This is a genomic window from Mycobacterium sp. 852002-51961_SCH5331710, from assembly GCF_001665535.1.
Classification (GTDB): Bacteria; Actinomycetota; Actinomycetes; order Mycobacteriales; family Mycobacteriaceae; genus Mycobacterium.
Genome location: NZ_LZSQ01000123.1, coordinates 68,312 through 87,163, shown reverse-complemented (window position 1 = coordinate 87,163; position 18,852 = coordinate 68,312). Strand labels below are relative to the sequence as shown.

The 18,852-nt window shown below is 65.1% G+C and carries 20 protein-coding genes and 3 tRNA genes; 8 read left to right on the top strand and 15 right to left on the bottom strand.

The window, feature by feature from the left end:
• Nucleotides 1-113: 113 nt before the first annotated feature.
• The 4 genes from A5752_RS23390 (at nt 114) to A5752_RS23375 (ending at nt 5,266) form a co-directional block, all read left to right on the top strand.
• Nucleotides 114-983 carry a cyclopropane mycolic acid synthase family methyltransferase gene (locus A5752_RS23390; RefSeq protein ID WP_067090862.1) on the top strand — a complete coding sequence of 290 codons (870 nt, stop codon included), beginning with the start codon at nt 114-116 and terminating at the stop codon, nt 981-983.
• 143 nt (nt 984-1,126) lie between these two features.
• Nucleotides 1,127-2,023 carry a cyclopropane mycolic acid synthase family methyltransferase gene (locus A5752_RS23385; RefSeq protein WP_067090860.1) on the top strand — a complete coding sequence of 299 codons (897 nt, stop codon included), beginning with the start codon at nt 1,127-1,129 and terminating at the stop codon, nt 2,021-2,023.
• 61 nt (nt 2,024-2,084) lie between these two features.
• Nucleotides 2,085-2,420: a hypothetical protein gene (locus tag A5752_RS23380; RefSeq protein ID WP_067090858.1), complete on the top strand. Its 336-nt coding sequence runs from the start codon at nt 2,085-2,087 to the stop codon at nt 2,418-2,420.
• Between the two features lie 86 nt (nt 2,421-2,506).
• Complete coding sequence (locus A5752_RS23375) at nt 2,507-5,266, top strand: helix-turn-helix transcriptional regulator (RefSeq protein WP_353612409.1); 2,760 nt, start codon at nt 2,507-2,509, stop codon at nt 5,264-5,266.
• 3 nt (nt 5,267-5,269) lie between these two features.
• On the opposite strand, the gene A5752_RS23370 is transcribed toward A5752_RS23375, so the two are convergent.
• The 15 genes from A5752_RS23370 to A5752_RS23300 form a co-directional block, all read right to left on the bottom strand.
• Entirely contained in the window at nt 5,270-6,694 is a 1,425-nt protein-coding gene (locus A5752_RS23370) for a sugar nucleotide-binding protein (RefSeq protein WP_231983493.1), read from the bottom strand.
• Nucleotides 6,695-6,707: 13 nt separating this feature from the next.
• Nucleotides 6,708-7,706 carry a dTDP-glucose 4,6-dehydratase gene (rfbB, locus tag A5752_RS23365; RefSeq protein ID WP_067090848.1) on the bottom strand — a complete coding sequence of 333 codons (999 nt, stop codon included), beginning with the start codon at nt 7,704-7,706 and terminating at the stop codon, nt 6,708-6,710.
• Complete coding sequence (rfbA, locus tag A5752_RS23360; protein ID WP_067090845.1) at nt 7,706-8,575, bottom strand: glucose-1-phosphate thymidylyltransferase RfbA; 870 nt, start codon at nt 8,573-8,575, stop codon at nt 7,706-7,708. Before rfbA ends, rfbB begins: the two co-directional genes overlap by 1 nt.
• Before the next feature lie 69 nt (nt 8,576-8,644).
• A complete protein-coding gene (locus tag A5752_RS23355) occupies nt 8,645-10,513 on the bottom strand; it encodes a PE-PPE domain-containing protein (RefSeq protein WP_067090841.1) in 1,869 nt (622 codons plus the stop codon).
• Between the two features lie 227 nt (nt 10,514-10,740).
• Nucleotides 10,741-11,448, bottom strand: coding sequence for a 50S ribosomal protein L1 (rplA, locus tag A5752_RS23350; RefSeq protein ID WP_067090838.1), 708 nt, complete (start codon nt 11,446-11,448; stop codon nt 10,741-10,743).
• Nucleotides 11,449-11,548: 100 nt separating this feature from the next.
• Nucleotides 11,549-11,977 carry a 50S ribosomal protein L11 gene (rplK, locus tag A5752_RS23345; RefSeq protein WP_059101294.1) on the bottom strand — a complete coding sequence of 143 codons (429 nt, stop codon included), beginning with the start codon at nt 11,975-11,977 and terminating at the stop codon, nt 11,549-11,551.
• Between the two features lie 87 nt (nt 11,978-12,064).
• Nucleotides 12,065-12,895, bottom strand: a complete 831-nt coding sequence (gene nusG / locus A5752_RS23340) for a transcription termination/antitermination protein NusG (protein WP_067090835.1) — start codon at nt 12,893-12,895, stop codon at nt 12,065-12,067.
• Between the two features lie 41 nt (nt 12,896-12,936).
• Nucleotides 12,937-13,350 carry a preprotein translocase subunit SecE gene (secE, locus tag A5752_RS23335; RefSeq protein WP_067090833.1) on the bottom strand — a complete coding sequence of 138 codons (414 nt, stop codon included), beginning with the start codon at nt 13,348-13,350 and terminating at the stop codon, nt 12,937-12,939.
• Between the two features lie 76 nt (nt 13,351-13,426).
• Nucleotides 13,427-13,499: transfer RNA gene (locus A5752_RS23330), tRNA-Trp, on the bottom strand.
• Nucleotides 13,500-13,669: 170 nt separating this feature from the next.
• Nucleotides 13,670-14,230 (bottom strand): (3R)-hydroxyacyl-ACP dehydratase subunit HadC, encoded by a 561-nt coding sequence (gene hadC / locus A5752_RS23325; RefSeq protein WP_082964032.1) that lies wholly within the window; start codon nt 14,228-14,230, stop codon nt 13,670-13,672.
• A 2-nt stretch (nt 14,231-14,232) separates the two neighbouring features.
• Nucleotides 14,233-14,661 carry a (3R)-hydroxyacyl-ACP dehydratase subunit HadB gene (gene hadB / locus A5752_RS23320; RefSeq protein ID WP_064345531.1) on the bottom strand — a complete coding sequence of 143 codons (429 nt, stop codon included), beginning with the start codon at nt 14,659-14,661 and terminating at the stop codon, nt 14,233-14,235.
• Entirely contained in the window at nt 14,648-15,124 is a 477-nt protein-coding gene (gene hadA, locus A5752_RS23315; RefSeq protein WP_067090830.1) for a (3R)-hydroxyacyl-ACP dehydratase subunit HadA, read from the bottom strand. Before hadA ends, hadB begins: the two co-directional genes overlap by 14 nt.
• Before the next feature lie 52 nt (nt 15,125-15,176).
• Nucleotides 15,177-15,344 (bottom strand): 50S ribosomal protein L33, encoded by a 168-nt coding sequence (rpmG, locus tag A5752_RS23310; protein WP_059101288.1) that lies wholly within the window; start codon nt 15,342-15,344, stop codon nt 15,177-15,179.
• A 37-nt stretch (nt 15,345-15,381) separates the two neighbouring features.
• Nucleotides 15,382-15,455, bottom strand: a tRNA-Met gene (locus A5752_RS23305).
• 33 nt (nt 15,456-15,488) lie between these two features.
• Nucleotides 15,489-15,561, bottom strand: a tRNA-Thr gene (locus A5752_RS23300).
• A gap of 133 nt (nt 15,562-15,694) precedes the next feature.
• Between A5752_RS23300 and A5752_RS23295 the strand changes: the two genes are divergently transcribed.
• The 4 genes from A5752_RS23295 to A5752_RS23280 all read left to right on the top strand — a co-directional run bounded on the left by A5752_RS23295 (nt 15,695) and on the right by A5752_RS23280 (nt 18,834).
• On the top strand, nt 15,695-16,555 hold the full coding sequence (locus A5752_RS23295; RefSeq protein ID WP_067090827.1) for an NYN domain-containing protein: 861 nt from the start codon (nt 15,695-15,697) through the stop codon (nt 16,553-16,555).
• A gap of 20 nt (nt 16,556-16,575) precedes the next feature.
• Nucleotides 16,576-17,289, top strand: a complete 714-nt coding sequence (locus tag A5752_RS23290; protein WP_067090824.1) for an MBL fold metallo-hydrolase — start codon at nt 16,576-16,578, stop codon at nt 17,287-17,289.
• Between the two features lie 111 nt (nt 17,290-17,400).
• Nucleotides 17,401-18,138: a DUF2510 domain-containing protein gene (locus A5752_RS23285; RefSeq protein WP_067090821.1), complete on the top strand. Its 738-nt coding sequence runs from the start codon at nt 17,401-17,403 to the stop codon at nt 18,136-18,138.
• 21 nt (nt 18,139-18,159) lie between these two features.
• Nucleotides 18,160-18,834, top strand: a complete 675-nt coding sequence (locus A5752_RS23280; protein WP_067090819.1) for a glycoside hydrolase family 25 domain-containing protein — start codon at nt 18,160-18,162, stop codon at nt 18,832-18,834.
• Nucleotides 18,835-18,852 lie beyond the last annotated feature (18 nt).

The following is an 18,852-nucleotide window of genomic DNA, read 5'->3' as shown; positions in this document are numbered from 1 at the left end:
AACATTCGCTCGACTGGTCAGCGGCAACGGCGGCGCGTACATTCGTTGCGAGTGCTTCGGGCTTGACACGTCACAGGCGACGCGAGCTTTGATTCCGCCCAGAAAGGCACACGATGGCCGCAACACGAAACCTGACGCCGCATTTCGCCGACGTCCAGGCGCACTACGACCTGTCGGACGAGTTCTTCCGGCTCTGGTTGGACCCGTCGCAGACCTACAGCTGCGCCTACTTCGAGCGTCACGGCATGACGCTCGAGGAGGCCCAGCGCGCCAAGGTCGACCTCGCGTTGGGCAAACTGCGTCTCGAGCCCGGCATGACGCTGCTCGACGTCGGCTGCGGCTGGGGCTCGACGATGCTGCGGGCAGTCGAGAAGTACGACGTCAACGTCGTCGGCCTCACCCTGAGCGAGAACCAGCACGCCCATGTCGAGAAGGTCTTCGCCGAATCGGACAGCCCCCGCTCCAAGCGGGTGCTTCTGCAGGGCTGGGAGCAGTTCGACGAGCCCGTCGACCGGATCGTGTCGATCGGCGCGTTCGAGCACTTCGGCCGGGACCGCTGGGACGACTACTTCGCCATGGCTCACCGCGTGCTGCCCGACGACGGGGTGATGCTGTTGCACACCATCACCGCGCTCACGCTGCCGCAGATGGCCGAACAGGGGATGCCGCTGACCTTCTCGGTCGCCCGGTTCGTCAAGTTCATCCTGACCGAGATCTTCCCCGGTGGTTACCTGCCGACGATCGAGCTGGTCGGCGAGCACGCCGGGAAGGCCGGCTTCGAGCTGACCCGCCGTCAGAGCCTGCAGCCGCACTACGCCCGCACCCTGGACTGCTGGGCAGCGGCGCTGGAGACCCACAAGGACGAGGCGATCGCCATCCAGTCCCAAGAGGTCTATGACCGCTACATGCACTACCTCACCGGCTGCGCGCACGGTTTCCGCGTCGGATACATCGACGTCAACCAGTTCACGCTGCAGAAGTAAATCGGCCGCGCGAATCGCCGCCGGAGTGGCGGCCTGCCGAATTAGGGTCTGGCTCGCACCGACCGATAGTGTGTATGACCAGATCATCACGTGACGACGTGCGAGTTCGCGTCACGCATTGGGAAAGGCCAAGCAGGGGAAATATGTCTGACAATTCAACCGGCACGAAGGATATGCGGCCTCATTTCGAGGACATCCAGGCGCATTACGACCTGTCGGACGACTTCTTTGGCGTCTTTCAGGATCCGACGCGCAAGTACAGCTGCGCATACTTCACCGGCCCGAATGCCACGCTGTCGGAGGCGCAGGTCGCCAACGTCGACCAGCACCTGGACAAGCTCGACCTCAAGCCAGGTATGACACTGCTGGAGGTCGGCTGCGGGTGGGGTCTGACCCTGCAGCGCGCGATGGAGAAGTACGACGTCAACGTGATCGGGCTGACCCTGTCGAAGAATCAGCAGGCCTATTGCAATCAGCTGCTGAGCAAGGTCGATACGCAGCGCACCTACGACGTCCGGCTGGAGGGCTGGGAGCAGTTCCACTCCCCCGTCGATCGCATCGTCTCGATCGAGGCGTTCGAGCACTTCGGTTTCGAGCGTTACGACGACTTCTTCAAGACGTGTTTCGACATCCTGCCCGACGACGGCCGGATGACGATCCAGAGCAGCGTCGGCTACCACCCATATGACCTGGCCGCCCGCGGTAAGAAGCTGACCTTCGAGATGGCCCGCTTCATCAAGTTCATGATCACCGAGATCTTCCCCGGTGGCCGCCTGCCGACCACGCAGATGATGATCGAGCACGGCGAGAAGGCCGGCTTCCAGGTGCCCGAGGCGATCTCGCTGCGCAACCACTACATCAAGACGCTGGGCATCTGGGCCGATCGCCTCGAACGGAACAAGGACGCCGCGATCGCGGCCGCCGGCGAGGAGAACTACGACCGCTACATGAAGTACCTCAAGGGCTGCCAGTGGTACTTCATCGACGAAGGCATCGACGTCAGCCTCGTGACGTACCTGAAGCCCGGCGTCGCCGCCTAAGGGACAAGACGTAGGGAAATCCCCGATTCGCTCGACGGGATGAGTCGCTACCGTTCGACAGATGAGCGGGAGTGGGGAGTCCGCGTGCTACCTGGCGGAATGGTATCTACCGGAGCTCAGTGAGCAGTCCGTCGAAGATCTGGTGTCGCGCCTCGACGCCGCGGCGGCCCTCGCCACTGACGAGGGCACACCCATCGAATTGCTGATCACGCTGGCCGTTCCCAGTGACGAGGTGCTCTACGGCGTCTTCGGCGCCGGCTCGCGCGAGCTCGTGTCCCGGACCTGCCTCGCCGCGGGCGTACCGCATCAGCGGTTGACCGCTCAGGTCGGCACTCGGATCCGGCATCGTCGCTCTGACGTTGCCGAACATCCATCCCCGGCCGGACCTGCCGGTTAAGCACTCCTCTTAGCTGCGTATCCCTGGGCCTGAGACTGCGGCGCCCGGTGCCGGCGGGCTATCCTCGGATTTGCTGTCGATGAGGGGTGTGGTCATTGGTGTCCGGCGTAATCGAGCGTCCGGCGGAATTTCGGGCGGTGAGCGATTTCCTGCAATCCGTCGACAGCGGACCCTCTGCCCTGGTCCTCGAGGGCGAGGCCGGAGCCGGGAAGACCACCCTGTGGTTGGCCGGGATATCGGCGGCACGTGATCGCGGCTTCCGGATTCTGACGGCGCGGGCCGGGCAGGCCGAGACGACCCTCGCGTATGCGGCGGTCGCCGACCTCTTCGGCGACCTCCCCTCCGAGGTCTTCGTCGGCCTGCCGGACGTGCAGCGCCTCGCGGTGGACCGTGTGCTGCTGCGGGCCGACGGCGACGGCCCACCGACGGACCAGGGCGCGGTGGCCGCGGCCTTCACCGCCGCCGTCGAGCGGCTCCGTGCCGACGGTCCTGTCCTGGTCGCTCTCGACGATGTGCAGTGGCTCGACCCGTCCAGTCAGGCCGTAGTGGCCTTCGCCGCGAGACGCTTCAGCGGTCACGTGGGCGTGCTGGTCACAGAACGCGCCGAACACGAGGGTCCGGGTGCGGCGGGCTGGCTGCAGGTGGGCGACTCGTCCGATGTGCGCCGGGTGAACGTCGGCCCGCTGAGCCTCGGCGGCCTGCACGCGTTGATCTCGACGCGGCTCGGCCGGTCGTTCCCCCGACCGACGATGGTCCGGATTGCCGAGATCTCGGGCGGCAACCCGTTCTACGCACTCGAGCTGGCCCGAGCGATCGACGCGGGTGGCTCGCAGTCGGTGTTGCCCGCCACGCTGGCGGAGTTGATGCGCAGACGGATCGGCCGCCTCGAGCCCGAGACGCAGGTCCTGCTGCTGGCCGCCGCATGCGAGGCCGCCCCCACCGTCGACCTGCTGGCGCGCGTCACGGACAGCACCGTCGAGCGCACCGCGGAACTGCTCACGGAGGCCGCGAACAAGGGCATCGTGACGATCAACGGCGACGCCGTCGCGTTCTCGCATCCGCTGCTGGCGCGCAGCGTCTACACCGACGCCAAACCCGGTGAACGACGCGCGATGCACCGGTCGATGGCGGAATCCGTGGTGCTCGCCGAGTCGCGGGCCAGGCATATGGCGCTGGCCGCGGCTCGTGCGGATCCGGTGACGTTGGCGGCGTTGGACACCGCGGCAGAGTCTGCCAGTGCGCGCGGTGCCCCCGCCGCGGCAGCCGAAATGCTCGAGCTGGCAATCGGTCTCGGCGGTGACACACCACCGCGGCGCATTCGCGCCGCCGACCACTATCTGCACGCGGGCGACTTGGAGCGTGCCCGTTCGCTGCTCGACGGTGTGACCGAGCGGGTACCAAGTGGCGTGCACCGGGCCATGGCGCTGAATCTGTTGGCCAGCATGCGGATTCAACACAACAGCTTCACCGATGCGGTCGGCCTTCTCGAGCAGGCGCTCGAACACGACGAGGGTGACCGCGAGGTGCGCGTGCGGACGCTGCTGTTGTTGGCTTATGCGCGTCTCAACGCCGGCGAGTTCGGCGCAGCGCTGCAGAGCGCGGAACGGGCAGCGGCGTACGCCGAAGATGTCGGGCTGGCGGATCTCACCAGCCAGGTTCTGGCGGTGCGCACCAATATCGCATGCATGTGCGGCCGAGGGGTCGACTGGGCGGGCATCCGGCGGGCGCTGGCGCTGCAGGACCACAGCAGCGAGGCGCCGATCGCGTTCCGCGCCAGGGCAAATTACGCTCTGCTGCTGGCGTTCGTCGGGCGGTTGGACGAGGCGATGCAACAAATGGCCTTCGTCCATCAGCGTTGCCTCGAACGGGGTGCCGAAACCGACCTGATTTTCGTCGCGGTGTTCAGCGCGCTGATCGAGATCTGGCGGGGACGCTATGACGACGCGACCCGTATCGCGGAGGAAACCGTCGAGCGGGCACAACAACTCGGCGGCGAGCACATGCGCGTGGTCGCCAAGACCATCCAGTCGGCGGTCGCGGCATACGCGGGCAGACAGGACGAGACCCGCGACGTCGCACGAAGGGCGATCGAACTCGCCGTGCGTTGCGGTTCTCCGCGTCTGGCGGACTGGGCGTCGATCAGCCTGGCGTTCCTGGAGGTCTCGCTACGCAACTATGAAGAGGCGCTACAGATCTTGCAGCCGATGGTCGACCGGTTCCCTTTTCTACCGGGCACCGAAATGATCACGGTGGGCTTCGTCCCGGACGCGGTGGAGGCGATGGTCGCGCTCGGCCGCGCCGCCGAAACCGAGCCGATGATCGATGCGCTGGAGGCCAATGGACGCCTGTTGGACAGGCCGTGGATGCTGGCGATGGGCGCGCGGTGCCGCAGTCTGTGGCTGGCCGCGCGGGGCGACGTCGACGAGGCGTCGGACATGGCGAGGGTGGCGTTGACGCACCACGAGCGCCTGCCGATGCCGTTCGAGCGGGCCCGAACGTTGTTGCTGCTCGGTCAGTTACAGCGTCGCCAGCGCCAGAAGGAGGCGTCGCGCACGACGATGACCGAGGCTTTGGGCGTGTTCGAAGAGTTGGGCACGCCGCTGTGGGCGCGGCGGGCGCGCGCCGAGATCGCGCGGGCCGGCGCGTCGAGCAACGGCAGCATGGGCCTGACCCCGTCGGAGCTCCGCGTCGCCGAGCTCGCCGCGTCGGGAATGACGACCAAGGACGTGGCCACCGCGCTGTTCATCAGCCCGAAGACGGTCGAGACCAACCTGGCTCGGATATACCGGAAGCTCGGGATCCGGTCGCGGGCCGAGCTCGGTCGCGTCTTCGGCGAGAACCGTTGAGCTCTAGCGAGTTCCGGTGAAGCGTTGGATGTAGTTGACAAGAGACTCGTCCGCGTCGGCCGGCTCGAAACCGATCGACTGGATCTTGGCGAGGTCGAGGACGCTGTTGGCCGGCCGGGGTGCCACGGGCTTCGAGGCGTCGGCGAAGTACTGCTCCGTGGTCACATCGGTGACTCGGCTCGGGTCATGACCGGCGAGTTCGAATGTCCGTCTGGCTACATCGGCCCACGACGTCACCGATCCCGAACCGGTGACGTTGTACGTACCGTAGGGTGCCCGACTGTCCAACAGGTGGCGGATCGCCCTGGCGATGTCGGATGTGAAGGTCAGCCTGCCCCGTTGGTCGCTGACGACGGATGGGTTCACCCCACGCTCGGCCAGCGACAGCATCGTGCGCACGAAGTTGTGGCCCTCTCCGATCACCCAGGAAGTGCGCACGATGTAGTGCCGATCCACCGTCGCCACGGCAAGGTCGCCGGCGGCCTTGGTCTGGCCGTATACCCCGAGCGGTGACACCGGATCGTCCTCCCGGTGAGGGTCGGGGGCGCTGCCGTCGAAGACGTAGTCGCTGGAGATGTGCACCAGGGTGATGTTGTTGTCGGACGCGGTACGCGCCAGCGCCGCCACGCCCGCGACGTTGGTTGCCCACGCCGCCGCACGGCCCTCGGGAGTCTCGGCAGCGTCGACCCCCGTATAGGCCGCGGCGTTGATGATGGTCTCGTATTCGCGCCAGCGGCGTGCGGATTCGATACCGGCGACGGTGAGGTCGATGTCGGCGCGTTCGGTGAATTCGACCTCGGACGCCCCGGTGAATTCGTCGCGCAGTGCCCTGCCCAGCTGGCCACCGGCGCCGAGCACCAGTGTTTTTCGCGGAGTAATCGGTTTGACGTCCGCCAGGCGCGGATGCTGGCGGTCCTTCTGCGACAGCTCCGCGTGTTCCAACGGAATCGGCCAGTCGATGGCGACGGTCTCATCTGCGAGGTTGAGCGATGTGTACTGCCCGTCGGGTGAGTAGTGATCGTTCACAAGGTAGACGTAGGCCGTGTTCGGCTCCAGGTTCTGGAACGCGTTGCCGACGCCGCGAGGAACGTAAACCGCTCTGGACGGGTCGATTTCGGTCGTGAACGTGGTGCCGAATGTGGGACCCTCCCGCAGGTCGACCCACGCTCCGAAGATCCGGCCGGTCGCGACCGAGATGAACTTGTCCCACGGTTCGGCGTGAATCCCGCGTGTGGTGCCCGCATTCTCGTTGAGCGACACGTTGTTCTGGACGGGCTTGAAGTCCGGCAGCCCGAGCGCGACCATTTTCTCGCGCTGCCAGTTCTCCTTGAACCACCCTCGGTTGTCGCCGTGCACCGCAAGCTCCCACACGACCAGACCCGGTATAGGAGTTGTGACGGCGCGCAGGGGTTTACCGAATTCAGTCACTCGCAAGCCTTCTTCACTGACCCAGCCGGGCGTAGAAGCTCTCGGTGGCATCCTTGGCCGGCGCCCACCAGTCTTCGTGGTCGCGGTACCACTGGATCGTTGCGGCAAGACCCTTTTCGAAGTCCTGGTATTGCGGTTGCCAGCCGAGTTCCTCGCGCAGCTTGGTGGAGTCGATGGCGTATCGCAGGTCGTGACCCGCTCGGTCGGTCACATGGTCATAGGCGTCGGTGGGCTGATCCATGTGCCTGAGGATCAACTCGATGACGGTCTTGTTGTCCTTTTCACCGTCGGCGCCGATCAGATACGTCTCGCCGATACGGCCCTTGTCGAGGACGGTCAAAACCGCAGAGGAGTGGTCGTCGGCGTGGATCCAGTCCCGCACGTTGCGGCCCTCGCCGTAGAGCTTGGGCCGAATCCCGCGCAGCACGTTGGTGATCTGTCGCGGAATGAACTTCTCGACGTGCTGATAGGGCCCGTAGTTGTTCGAGCAGTTCGAAATCGTTGCAGCGACACCGAACGATCGAACCCAGGCCCGTACCAGCAGATCGCTGCCGGCCTTTGTCGACGAATACGGAGACGACGGGTTGTACGGCGTTTGTTCGGTGAATCTGCGGGGGTCGTCGAGTTCGAGGTCACCGTAGACCTCGTCGGTCGAGATGTGGTGAAAACGAGTGCCGTGTCTGCGCGCCGCCTCCAGCAGGGTGAAGGTGCCGGCGAGGTTGGTGTGCAGGAACGGCTCGGGGTTGTCGAGCGAGTTGTCGTTGTGCGACTCGGCCGCGTAGTGCACAACGGCGTCGACGTCGGCGAACAACTCGTCCACGAGAGGCGCGTCCGCGATGTCACCGTGCACGAAAGTCATTCGGTCGTCCGGTAATCCGGCAAGCGAGGCGCGGTTACCCGCGTACGTGAGTTTGTCGAGCACCGTCACGTGATGGTCGGTGTGGTCGATGACGTACCGCACAAAGTTCGAGCCGATGAATCCCGCTCCACCGGTGACGAGGAGTCGCGACATCAGCGACCCCTATCCAGAATGTCCAGCAGATACCGGCCGTAGCCCGACTTCACCAGCGGCTCAGCGCGTTCCCGAAGTTCTTCGTCGGTGATCCATCCCTGCAACCACGCGATCTCCTCGGGCGCCCCGATCTTCAAGCCGGTGCGTCGCTCCATGGTGCGCACATACTCGGCGGCGTCTGTCATCTGGTCAAAAGTGCCGGTGTCCAGCCATGCGGTGCCGCGGGGCAGCACGTGCACCTGTAGCCGCTCCCGCTCGAGATAGCAGCGGTTGACGTCCGTGATCTCGTACTCGCCGCGCGCACTCGGCTTCAGGTCCTTGGCGATCTCGACGACGTCGTTGTCGTAGAAGTAAAGGCCGGGTACGACGTAGTTGCTCTTGGGCCTGTCGGGCTTCTCTTCGAGAGAGATGGCCAGGCCGTTGTCGTCGAACTCGATCACGCCGTAGGCGGCCGGATCCGCCACCCAGTAAGCGAAGATCGCGCCGCCGTCGATGGTTGTGAAGCGCTTGAGCTGGCTCCCCAGCCCGGGCCCGTACAGCAGGTTGTCGCCGAGTACGAGCGAGACGTTGTCGGTGCCGATGAAGGTCTCGCCGATCGTGAACGCCTGCGCCAGGCCGTCGGGAGACGGCTGCTTGGCATAGGTGATCGACACGCCGAAGCGCGAACCGTCACCGAGCAGGCGTTCGAAGCCGTCCGCGTCATGGGGTGTCGTGATCACCAGGATGTCGCGGATGCCCGCCAGCATCAGCGTCGAGAGCGGGTAGTAGACCATCGGCTTGTCGTAGACGGGCACCAACTGCTTCGACACACCCAGCGTTATCGGGTGCAGACGCGTGCCGCTCCCGCCGGCCAAGATAATGCCCCTCACGCGCCCAATCGTGACATACAGCGACTTTGCTCTCGCAGGGACGCTGGTCCGGAAGCTTGCCGGTGTCGCTCAGGCCGCGGCTGGTGCAGAGTCGTTCGCGTCCTGCGCGTCGTTTCCATCCGTCGGGTCCTTGGCGGGGCCGGTCGGATTCGGCTTCGTCGTGACGCCCTCTTCCGGACCCGCCGGAGCGATGCGCTGAACGTTGCCCGTACCGGCATCCTTCTGCGCTTCGCCCGGCTGGTTTGGCGAGGCATTCAACGACACGCTGCGCCCGTTCGCGTCGAGCCTGTTCTGCGCAACGTTCGACTTGAGGTCGGGGTCCTTCTTGACGTCCGGATCTTTCTTGACGTCCGGATCCTTCTTGACGTCCGGATCCTTCACTGCAACCACGACGTCGCCGTCGGCCGGGTCCGTAGTCTTCTCATCCACCACCCCGCTCGGGTTGGGGTCGATGACCGTCTCCTGCGGTTCCGGGGTTTCGATGATCTGGCCGTCGGTCGGATCCGTGATCACACCGCCTTCAGCTGGATCCGTGATCACATCGCCTTCCGCCGGATTCGCGATGACCGGACCCTCCGCGCCTTCAGTCAGCGTGAGTTCTCCCTCGCTGTTGACGGCAAGCACCATCGCGTCAGCGTCTCCCCGCGCGGCCATTTGGCGCAGATTGTCTCCCTGGATGTCGTTCGCGTCCAGGTTGTCGGTGCCATTCTCCAGCGGATCGTCCTGCTCGCCCCCCTGACCGGGAGGAGCAGTCGGGGTGACCGGTTCAGGAGTGATCTCAATCGGCTTCGGCGCCAGTGCCGGGATGAAATTGCCCAGGAAGTTGATCGCGCCCTGGAAGACAGCTGGAATCAGCTTGAGGACGAGCGTGATCGGGTTGAAGATCGGGATGAGACCGAACGGCGAGTATTGACCGAAGGGGATGTTGCGGTTGTAACCGGTCTCTTCGATGATGACTTCGAGTATGGGCTCCCAGAAGTCTGCTATCGGCTTGCCGATCAACGGGATGCTGTGCAGGGGACGGACCAACGGCAGTACCTTCGGCCTGATCGTGTAGTACGTCGTGTCCCCGTACGTCTCAATCTGAACGAGGTCCGGGTGTTTCTCGGGGTATGTGGTGAGCTCTTTCCACTCAGCAACGGTGTACCCGGCGGGCGTTTCGCCCGGATCACTGTCCTCGTTGATCGCGAGGTAGGTGCCGTGGTCGTAGTAGAAGCCCAAGATCGAGTTGGCGACAGACAGCGGATTGAGCAGATACTGCGAGAAGTCCGCGATGCCTTCCCAGCGGATAGCCCAGTCTTTCGTCTTGAACGGCGTGTTGGTCGGCGTGGGCTGGCCGGTCGTCACGTCGAGAATCGGGATGTGGCCCAGGATGCCCAAGCGCGACAGAAGACCGCCGTTCGGCCGATTCGGGTTACCGATGTAGACGAACTCGACCTTCCCTCCCGCCGCGGTTATCTGATCGACTAACCCCTTCCAGTCGCCATTGGCGAACTGCATTTTCGAAATGGTGGCGACGCGAGCGCCCTGCGAGTACCCGGCGATCACGAGATCGCCGTTGTATCCGAGATTCTTCAATGATGTAAGTGCGTCGTTCAGATGCGTGACGCCGTCGGCCACCGATACGTCGAACTTCTCGCACCGACCGGGGTCACACCACCCGGGCAGCGGTATCGGCCAGAACGACGCGAAGTAGTCGATACCGTCCAAGTCACAACTGTTGCCGGCGGTGCACTGCGTTGTCTTCATGTAGTAGTCGCGGAAGTTCGGCATGTACTTATCGACGTCGTTCGCGTTCGGGGTTCCCGTGCCCGGCACGATGAGAGCGGTGCTGGCGGCCAGGCTGATCGCCGCCACGAACGCGGTAGCGGCGCTCAGCACAGCTGCGCTCAGAAGCCCCAGCAAAGAGAGATAGACGACCCGAATGCACTTACGCATGGGTCAACTTTCACATACGTCTACCGCCAGCGACGATGAAACAGGCGAACTCGCCGATGAATTTTTCTTTGCCAGATGTCCACTGGCGCAACACCGCCGTCACAAACATCCAGAAGACGGCCCGCGCCCAACCTTCAGCGGCTCGACGATTTCTCGACGAGCCGTGAAACGAAAACGAAGTCGCACCGGAAGCTGTGGCGCAACCACGCCACAGCCCGGCTACTGACTCAGTTCTCGGTGAAGTTACGCGTCACCGCGGGATCGACGGGGATCCCCGGTCCGGTGGTCGTCGAGATGACGACCTTCTTCAGGTAGCGGCCCTTCGAGGACGACGGCTTGGCCCGGAGGATCTCGTCGATCGCGGCGCCGTAGTTCTCCGCCAGCGCCTTCTCGTCGAACGACGCCTTGCCGATCACGAAGTGCAGGTTGGCCTGCTTGTCGACGCGGAAGTTGATCTTGCCGCCCTTGATGTCGGACACGGCCTTGGCGACGTCCGGCGTCACGGTGCCGGTCTTCGGGTTCGGCATCAGGCCACGCGGGCCCAGGATGCGGGCGATGCGACCGACCTTCGCCATCTGGTCGGGCGTCGCGATCGCCGCGTCGAAGTCCAGCCAGCCGCCCTGAATCCGCTCGATCAGGTCGTCGCTACCGACGGCGTCGGCACCCGCGGCCTCGGCGGCCTCGGCCTTGTCCCCGACCGCGAACACCACAACGCGGGCGGTCTTGCCGGTGCCGTTCGGCAGGTTGACGGTGCCGCGCACCATCTGGTCGGCCTTACGCGGGTCGACGCCCAGCCGGATCGCCACCTCGACGGTCGCGTCCTGCTTCTTCGACCCGGTCTCCTTGGCCAGTTTCGCGGCCTCCAGCGGCGTGTACAGCCGACTGCGGTCCACCTTCTCGGCGGCTTCGCGGTATGCCTTGCTCGTCTTGCTCATTCGTATCTCCTAGTTGCTGAGTTGTGGTCTGTGATGAACGCTCTTCGCGCGAGCGCTCATCGCCGAGCCGATGCCAGCTCTCCCACGGGATCCGGTCGAACTATTCGACCGTGATGCCCATCGACCGGGCGGTGCCGGCGATGATCTTGGCGGCCTGATCGATGTCGTTCGCGTTCAGGTCTTCCTTCTTGGTCTCGGCGATCTCGCGCACCTGATCCCAGGACACCTTGGCGACCTTGGTCTTGTGCGGCTCGCCCGAGCCCTTCTGCACACCGGCGGCCTTCAGCAGCAGCTTGGCCGCGGGCGGCGTCTTGAGGTTGAAGGTGAAGCTGCGGTCCTCGTAGACGGTGATCTCCACGGGGATGACGTTGCCGCGCTGGTTCTCCGTCGCGGCGTTGTACGCCTTGCAGAACTCCATGATGTTGACGCCGTGCTGGCCGAGCGCCGGACCGACGGGCGGGGCGGGGTTGGCCTGCCCGGCCTGGATCTGCAGCTTGATCAGCCCGACGACTTTCTTCTTCGGGGCCATGGGTGTGGTGTTTCCTCTCTCGTTTCTCTGCGATTTGTGCACATCTCGTTGCGCTGGGCGCCCCTAGGCGTGCACGAATCGCCGGGCTTAGATCTTGGCGACCTGGTTGAAGGTCAGTTCGACAGGTGTTTCGCGGCCGAAGATGGACACCAGCACCTTGAGCTTCTGCTGTTCGGCGTTGACCTCGCTGATCGACGCCGGCAGCGTTGCGAACGGCCCGTCCATGACGGTGACCGACTCGCCGACCTCGAAGTCGACCTCGATCGGCGCGCGCTCGATGCCCCCGGTCTCAGCGGCGGCCGCACCGGCTGCAGCGGCGGCCTTGCCCGGCTTCTTCGCCGCGGCGGGCGGCAGCAGGAACTTCACGACGTCGTCGAGCGACAGCGGCGACGGCCGCGACGTCGCCCCAACGAAGCCCGTCACGCCCGGGGTGTTGCGGACCGCGCCCCACGACTCGTCGTTGAGCTCCATGCGGACCAGGATGTAGCCGGGCAGCACCTTGCGGTTGACCTGCTTGCGCTGACCGTTCTTGATCTCGGTGACCTCTTCGGTCGGCACCTCGACCTGGAAGATGTAGTCGCCGACGTCGAGGTTCTGCACGCGGGTCTCGAGGTTGGCCTTCACCTTGTTCTCGTAACCGGCGTAGGAGTGGATGACGTACCAGTCGCCGGGCTTGGTGCGCAGCTCCTTCTTCAGCGCGACCGCCGGATCCTCTTCCTCGGGCTCGGCCTCCGCCTCGTCGGCGGGCGCCTCACCGGCGGCGTCCTCGGTGGTGGCAGCCTCGTCGCTGACGGCGTCACCGGCGACGTCGGCATCCTCGGTCGCGGGATCGGTGGTCGCGTCGGTCGTCGCCCCAGTCGTCTCGTCGATCAGGTCAACGCTCTCGGCCGAAGGCGTATCGCCCTCGAAGCTAGTCACTTGTCAGTCCTCTCAGAATTCTCATCCGTCGCGCGTACTCGTCAGCCGAACACCAGGGAAACCAGCTTGGCCAAACCGAAGTCGACGCCGCCGATCATCGCCACCATGAAGGCCAGGAACAGCAGCACCACGCCGGTATAGCTGGCCATCTGCTTGCGGTTCGGCCAGATCACCTTGCGCAGCTCGGCGACGACCTGCTTCAGGAAGTTCCAGACGAACAGGAAGGGGTTCCGCGAGGGACCATCACCGCGCTTCTTGGCGGTCTTCTTGCGGCCGCCCGAGCCGTTCTTCGTGGGTGCAGCCGCGGTGCCGGTCGACAGGTCGACAGCCTCGCCGGCGTCCTCACCGACCGCTGCCCTCCGGGTTCGCTTCCCCGACGGGCGGGCGGGCCGAGTCACGACAGCGCCGCGGCCGTTGTCGGTGTCGGAGCCCGCACCGTCGCGCTCGTCGCTCACCGCATGCTCCCTCGTCTGGTCATCTGGTTTGTGGGTCACCTTCCAGTGTCCACACTTGTCGAGTATTCAGTTTGAGCAGGGGCGACAGGACTTGAACCTGCAACCTGCGGTTTTGGAGACCGCTGCTCTGCCAGTTGAGCTACGCCCCTTCAGGGTGGCACTGCGACAGTCCACCCGTTCGGGGCTCACACAATTCGCGCGCTCCCCGATCGGCAGATCTTCAAACCGATGGACAGCGCGCTGGACTGGGAAAACCCCGAGGTCCGAGTGTAGCGCGCCACGGTCCGAGTTACTAATCCACCGACGCTGCGACCGCTGACTAAGCGGACGCCTCGCCGTTCACCTCACCGCCGTCGGGATCCTCCGCGGGATCGTGGACGACGGGCTTGCGCACGACCTGCCCCGTCTCCGGGTCCCAGCCGGCCGAAATCGAGTTGTCGCCCTCGTGGCCCATCAGCGTGGTGAACGACTCCATCACCAGCTCGCCGTGCTGGTCGACCAGCGTGTTGCGGGTGGTCACGATGTCGGCGCCGAAGCGTTCGTCTACCGACTGGATGTACAGCGTGCCGGTTAGCGCATCGCCGGCCTTGATCGGCCTGTGAAACTTGAACTTCTGGTCGACCTGCACGATCTGCATCGTCTCGAAGCCCACATCGTTGTGCTGGAAAAAGTGGCGCTGGATCATCACCGCGAAAATCGACATGAAGGTCGGCGGCGCGATCAGCGCTTCGTGACCCGACGCCCTGGCCGCTTCCAGGCTGTGGCTCTGCGGGTCCTCGGCCTTCACTGCATTGGCGTACTGGCGGATTTGTTCGTGACCCACCACGAATGGCTCCGGATACTTCCAGACCATTCCCTTGATATCGATCTTGAGTGCCACAGTTACGCCAACTTCGCGACGGCCACCGCGCGGCCGAAGATCTTCTTGCCACCGGTGGTGGCCGATAGCGCAATGGTCACCGATTTCGTTTCGGGCTCAACGGATTTCACGCGCCCGTTGAAGACGATCTCCGCGCCGATACCGTCATTGGGCACCGGCACGACGGCGGTGAAACGCACGTTGTATTCGGTGACCGCGGCCGGGTCGCCGACCCATTCGGTGACATAGCCGCCACCCAGACCCATGGTCAGCATGCCGTGCGCGATGGCGGTGTCGAGGCCGACCTGCTTGGCGATGTCGTCGTCCCAGTGAATCGGGTTGAGGTCACCGGACACCCCGGCGTAGTTGACGAGATCCTGCCGGGTCAGCGGAATCACCTTCTCGGGAAGCTCGTCGCCCTTCTTCACTGAGGCGAACTCACGCAGTGGCATCTGAAAAACCCTCTTCTCCGTCACCCGACCGACCCGCCAGGGTCGTGAATGTCTCCTGTACGACGTCACCGGCTTCGTTGGTGACGATGTTCTTGAGCACGACGAGGTCGGTGCCGTGGGCTTGCCGCACGGCGTCGACATGCACGTCGCAGTAGAGCTTGTCGCCGGCGAAGATCGGTTTGGCGTACTTGACCACCTGGTCGACCTGCACGATCTTCGCGTCTTTGATCGCGACGCCTGCGTACTCGAAGAACGACACCTGCGCCATGTACCCGAGCACGCTGGTGAACGTCAGCGGCGCGGGCAGCCTCTCGTGACCGAGCTCGGCGGCGGCGTCCTCGTCGAAGAACGCGCGATCGTCGTTCTTCACCGCCACCGCGAACTCGCGGATCTTCTCGCGGCCAACGACGTAGTGGTCGGGGTAGCGATAACGCATCCCGACGATCCGCTCGGACAACGACACAGTTAGTGAACCTACCTAGTCAACCCGGGCGACGCCCACGGGGTGACTCGTCTTAGCGCGATTCCTTGTGGGGCTGGTGCTTGCCGCAGTTCGGGCAGAACTTCTTGATCTCGAGCCGGTCCGGGTCGTTGCGGCGGTTCTTCTTGGTGATGTAGTTGCGGTGCTTGCACACCTCGCAAGCCAAAGTGATCTTCGGCCGTACGTCGGTACTGGAGGCCACGTTCTTCGTCCTTCGTCTACGCGTTCGATGTTGCCTGTAGCGGTGGGGGGGCTCGATCCCCCGACCTCACGATTATGAGTCGTGCGCTCTAACCAGCTGAGCTACACCGCCCCGGGATCCGGGCGGATGTCCGCCCGCTCACCGAGCCCCCTAACGGAATCGAACCGTTGACCTTTTCCTTACCATGGAAACGCTCTGCCGACTGAGCTAAGGGGGCCTGCCTGCTTCGAGGTCCGCGCACCATGGCGCGAGCCTTAAAGAGGGTACAGTCTCGCCGATTCCCGCGCCAAACCGCTGATCACCTCAACCGCTACCGCCCGACTCTAGCCCCCGAGTGATAGGACGGAACAGTGACCGAACCCGGCGCGACCCGCGTGGCGGTGTACCTCGATTTCGACAACATCGTGATCTCGCGCTACGACCAGATCCACGGTCGCAACTCGTTTCAACGCGACAAGGCCGCCGGCTTCCACAAGCACCCGGGCAGGCTGACGCAGGCGGTCGTGGACGTCGGCGCGATCATCGACTTCGCGTCGTCGTTCGGCACGCTGGTGCTGACCAAGGCCTATGCCGACTGGTCGACCGACGTCAACGCCGACTACCGCGATCAGCTGGTCGGCCGCGCCGTCGACCTCGTGCAGCTCTTTCCGGCCGCCGCGTACAGCAAGAACGGCGCCGACATCCGGCTTGCGGTCGACGCCGTCGAGGACATGTTCCGGCTGCCCGACCTGACCCACGTCGTGATCGTGGCCGGCGACTCCGACTACATCCCGCTCGCGCAGCGGTGCAAGCGCCTCGGCCGCTACGTGGTCGGGATCGGCATCACCGGATCGATCAGCCGGTCACTCACCGCCGCGTGCGACGAGTACGTCTCCTACGACGCTCTGCCCGGCGTTCCCGCGGTGCAGTCGGACGCGCCGAAGCGACGCCGGACCAAGGCCGACGCCGAGCAGGAGCCCGAGGCTCCCGACCCCAAGGCCGCGGCCACCGCGCTGCTCGAGCGGGCGCTGCGCATCGCGCACGGCAAGGACGACTCCGACTGGTTGCACAACTCGGCGGTCAAGGCGCAGATGAAGCGGATGGACCCGTCGTTTTCGGAGAAGTCGCTCGGGTTCCGCTCGTTCAGCGACTTCCTCCGCTCGCACACCGATCTCGTCGAGCTCGACGAGAGCAGCACCATCCGCATGGTGCGGCTGCGCAGCCAGGACTGAGCCGCCGATACGCTGACGGCATGGCTTCGGATCGGCTCTACTTCCGTCAGTTGTTGTCGGGTCGCGACTTCGCAACCGGCGACATGATCGCCCAGCAGATGCGCAACTTCGCCTACCTGATCGGCGACCGCGAGACCGGCGACACCGTGATCGTCGACCCCGCCTACGCCGCAGGCGATCTCGTCGATGCGCTCGAGGCCGACGGCATGCGTCTGTCCGGCGTGCTCGTCACCCACCACCACCCCGACCACGTCGGCGGCTCGATGATGGGCTTCGAGCTCAAGGGGCTGGCGGAACTGCTGGAGCGCACGAGCGTGCCGGTACACGTCAACCAGCTTGAGGCGGACTGGGTTTCGAAGGTCACCGGAATCGCCCGCAGCGAGCTGACCGCGCATCAGCACGGCGACGTCGTCAAGGTCGGCGACATCGACATCGAACTACTGCACACGCCCGGCCACACCCCGGGCAGCCAATGCTTCCTGCTTGACGGGCGACTCGTCGCCGGCGACACCCTGTTCCTGGAGGGGTGTGGTCGCACTGACTTCCCCGGCGGCAACGCCGACGACATGTTCCGCAGCTTGCAGGCCCTGGCGAAGCTGTCCGGCGACCCCACGGTGTTCCCCGGCCACTGGTACTCCGCCGAACCCAGCGCGTCCCTGTCGGAGGTGCGCCAGACCAACTACGTCTACCGGGCGAGCAACCTCGACCAGTGGCGCATGCTGATGGGCGGCTGACCTTCACCCGCACCGGGTCCGGTTGACGAAAAGGCGCCGGTCCGAGCGTTGCTGCGCTATCCTCCCGACTGCTGGGCGCCCCGGCGGCGCGTACCGGGAGGACCGCTTGCGATGACGACGCCACCCACTCCCGCCGGCTGGTATCCCGACCCCAACGGCACTGGCGGCCAACGGTATTGGGACGGCTCGACATGGACCGAGCAGCGCTCGCCGGATCTGGGGTCGCAGCCCGCCCCGCCGCCGTCGGCCCCCGACAACCGCAGGCTGTTGACCGGCTACCTCGCCGCCTGCGGTGCGCTGCTGCTCGTCTTGATCGCCGCGGTGGTCTACGGGGTGTACCTCAACGACGCCGACGACACCGCCGACACTGCCGCGAGCACTTCATCAACAGAGACCACCACAGCAGCGACCACGACCGCCGCCGACCAGGCGGAAGCGGCCGAAGTCCCCACCCCCGACGTCCTGCCGCCGGCCGGAGCGGCGACCGTCGACGGAGCGCTGGCGTTCACGCTGGTCGATGTCGAGACCGGAACGACGGTGTCGTCGACCGAGGCTCCCGTCGAGAAGACCGCGACCGGCGAGTACGTCGTCGTGCGCCTGTCGGTGGTCAACAACAGCGACGCCACCGCGCAGTTCCTCGGCACCCTGCAGAAGCTGCACGCCGCCGACACCGTCTACAACATCGACGACGAGGCGACGTTCTACGTCGGCGGCGGTTTCGTCGAGATTCCGTCCGGCGCCGAGGCGCAGGTCGGTCTCGCGTACGACGTGCCACCGGGAACGGTGCCGGACTTCGTCGAGGTGCACGCCGACCCGCTCAGCGCGGGTGTTCAGGTCCCGCTGTCGTAGCTTTCCGACAGACTGGCGGGCGTGGCAGACACGCTCTATGCCGACGTGTCCGAATGGCAGGTCGGCGTCGACGACAGCTATCCGTATCCGGTGTTGTGCATCCGTTCCAACGACGGGACGTATCGAGATCACCGCTGGCACAACAACTATGACTGGTGTCGCCGCAACGCAGACACCGGGCGCCTGACGTTTTTCATCGTGTACTTCGTCTGGCGGCCGAACTGGCGCGAAACCGTTGACGCTTTCCGCGATCAGGTCGGCACCCCCCACCCGAAGATGGCGGTCATGCTCGACGTCGAGTCGTGGGGCGGTCAGATCCGCGGCGACCATTCGGCAGAGCTGAACGCGACCCACCGCGAGGTCGGGAAGTTCGTCGGCAGCGCCGCGAAGGTGATCGGTTACGGCAACGTCGGCGACCTGAACACCCTCTGGTCCCACAGACCGCCGGGTTTGCGCCTCGTCGTCGCGGCCTACGGCCACAACCCGCGCTACCGGGGCAAGGTGGCCCATCAGTACACCGACGGCGCCGGACACGGTGGCGGCCTACCGGAGGGCGCACCGCCCTTCGGCAACTGTGACATGAACTCGGCCGGCGGTCTGCGCCCGGATGTTTTCGCAGCTGCATGCGGCATATCGGATCGAGATCTGGATTTTCTGGACAAGAAGGCCACATGGGGGCAAACTTGTAGACCCTAGCGACAATTATTCGGGCCG

Excerpts from the sequence above, each read along its gene's own strand:
- A5752_RS23390 (WP_067090862.1), top strand. The coding sequence starts at position 114 with ATGGCCGCAACACGAAACCTGACGCCGCATTTCGCCGACGTCCAGGCG.
- A5752_RS23385 (WP_067090860.1), top strand. The coding sequence starts at position 1,127 with ATGTCTGACAATTCAACCGGCACGAAGGATATGCGGCCTCATTTCGAG.
- A5752_RS23380 (WP_067090858.1), top strand. The coding sequence starts at position 2,085 with ATGAGCGGGAGTGGGGAGTCCGCGTGCTACCTGGCGGAATGGTATCTA.
- rfbB (WP_067090848.1), bottom strand. The coding sequence starts at position 7,706 with ATGTCGCGACTCCTCGTCACCGGTGGAGCGGGATTCATCGGCTCGAAC.
- A5752_RS23355 (WP_067090841.1), bottom strand. The coding sequence starts at position 10,513 with ATGCGTAAGTGCATTCGGGTCGTCTATCTCTCTTTGCTGGGGCTTCTG.
- rplA (WP_067090838.1), bottom strand. The coding sequence starts at position 11,448 with ATGAGCAAGACGAGCAAGGCATACCGCGAAGCCGCCGAGAAGGTGGAC.
- rplK (WP_059101294.1), bottom strand. The coding sequence starts at position 11,977 with ATGGCCCCGAAGAAGAAAGTCGTCGGGCTGATCAAGCTGCAGATCCAG.
- hadB (WP_064345531.1), bottom strand. The coding sequence starts at position 14,661 with ATGCCACTGCGTGAGTTCGCCTCAGTGAAGAAGGGCGACGAGCTTCCC.
- A5752_RS23290 (WP_067090824.1), top strand. The coding sequence starts at position 16,576 with ATGGCTTCGGATCGGCTCTACTTCCGTCAGTTGTTGTCGGGTCGCGAC.
- A5752_RS23285 (WP_067090821.1), top strand. The coding sequence starts at position 17,401 with ATGACGACGCCACCCACTCCCGCCGGCTGGTATCCCGACCCCAACGGC.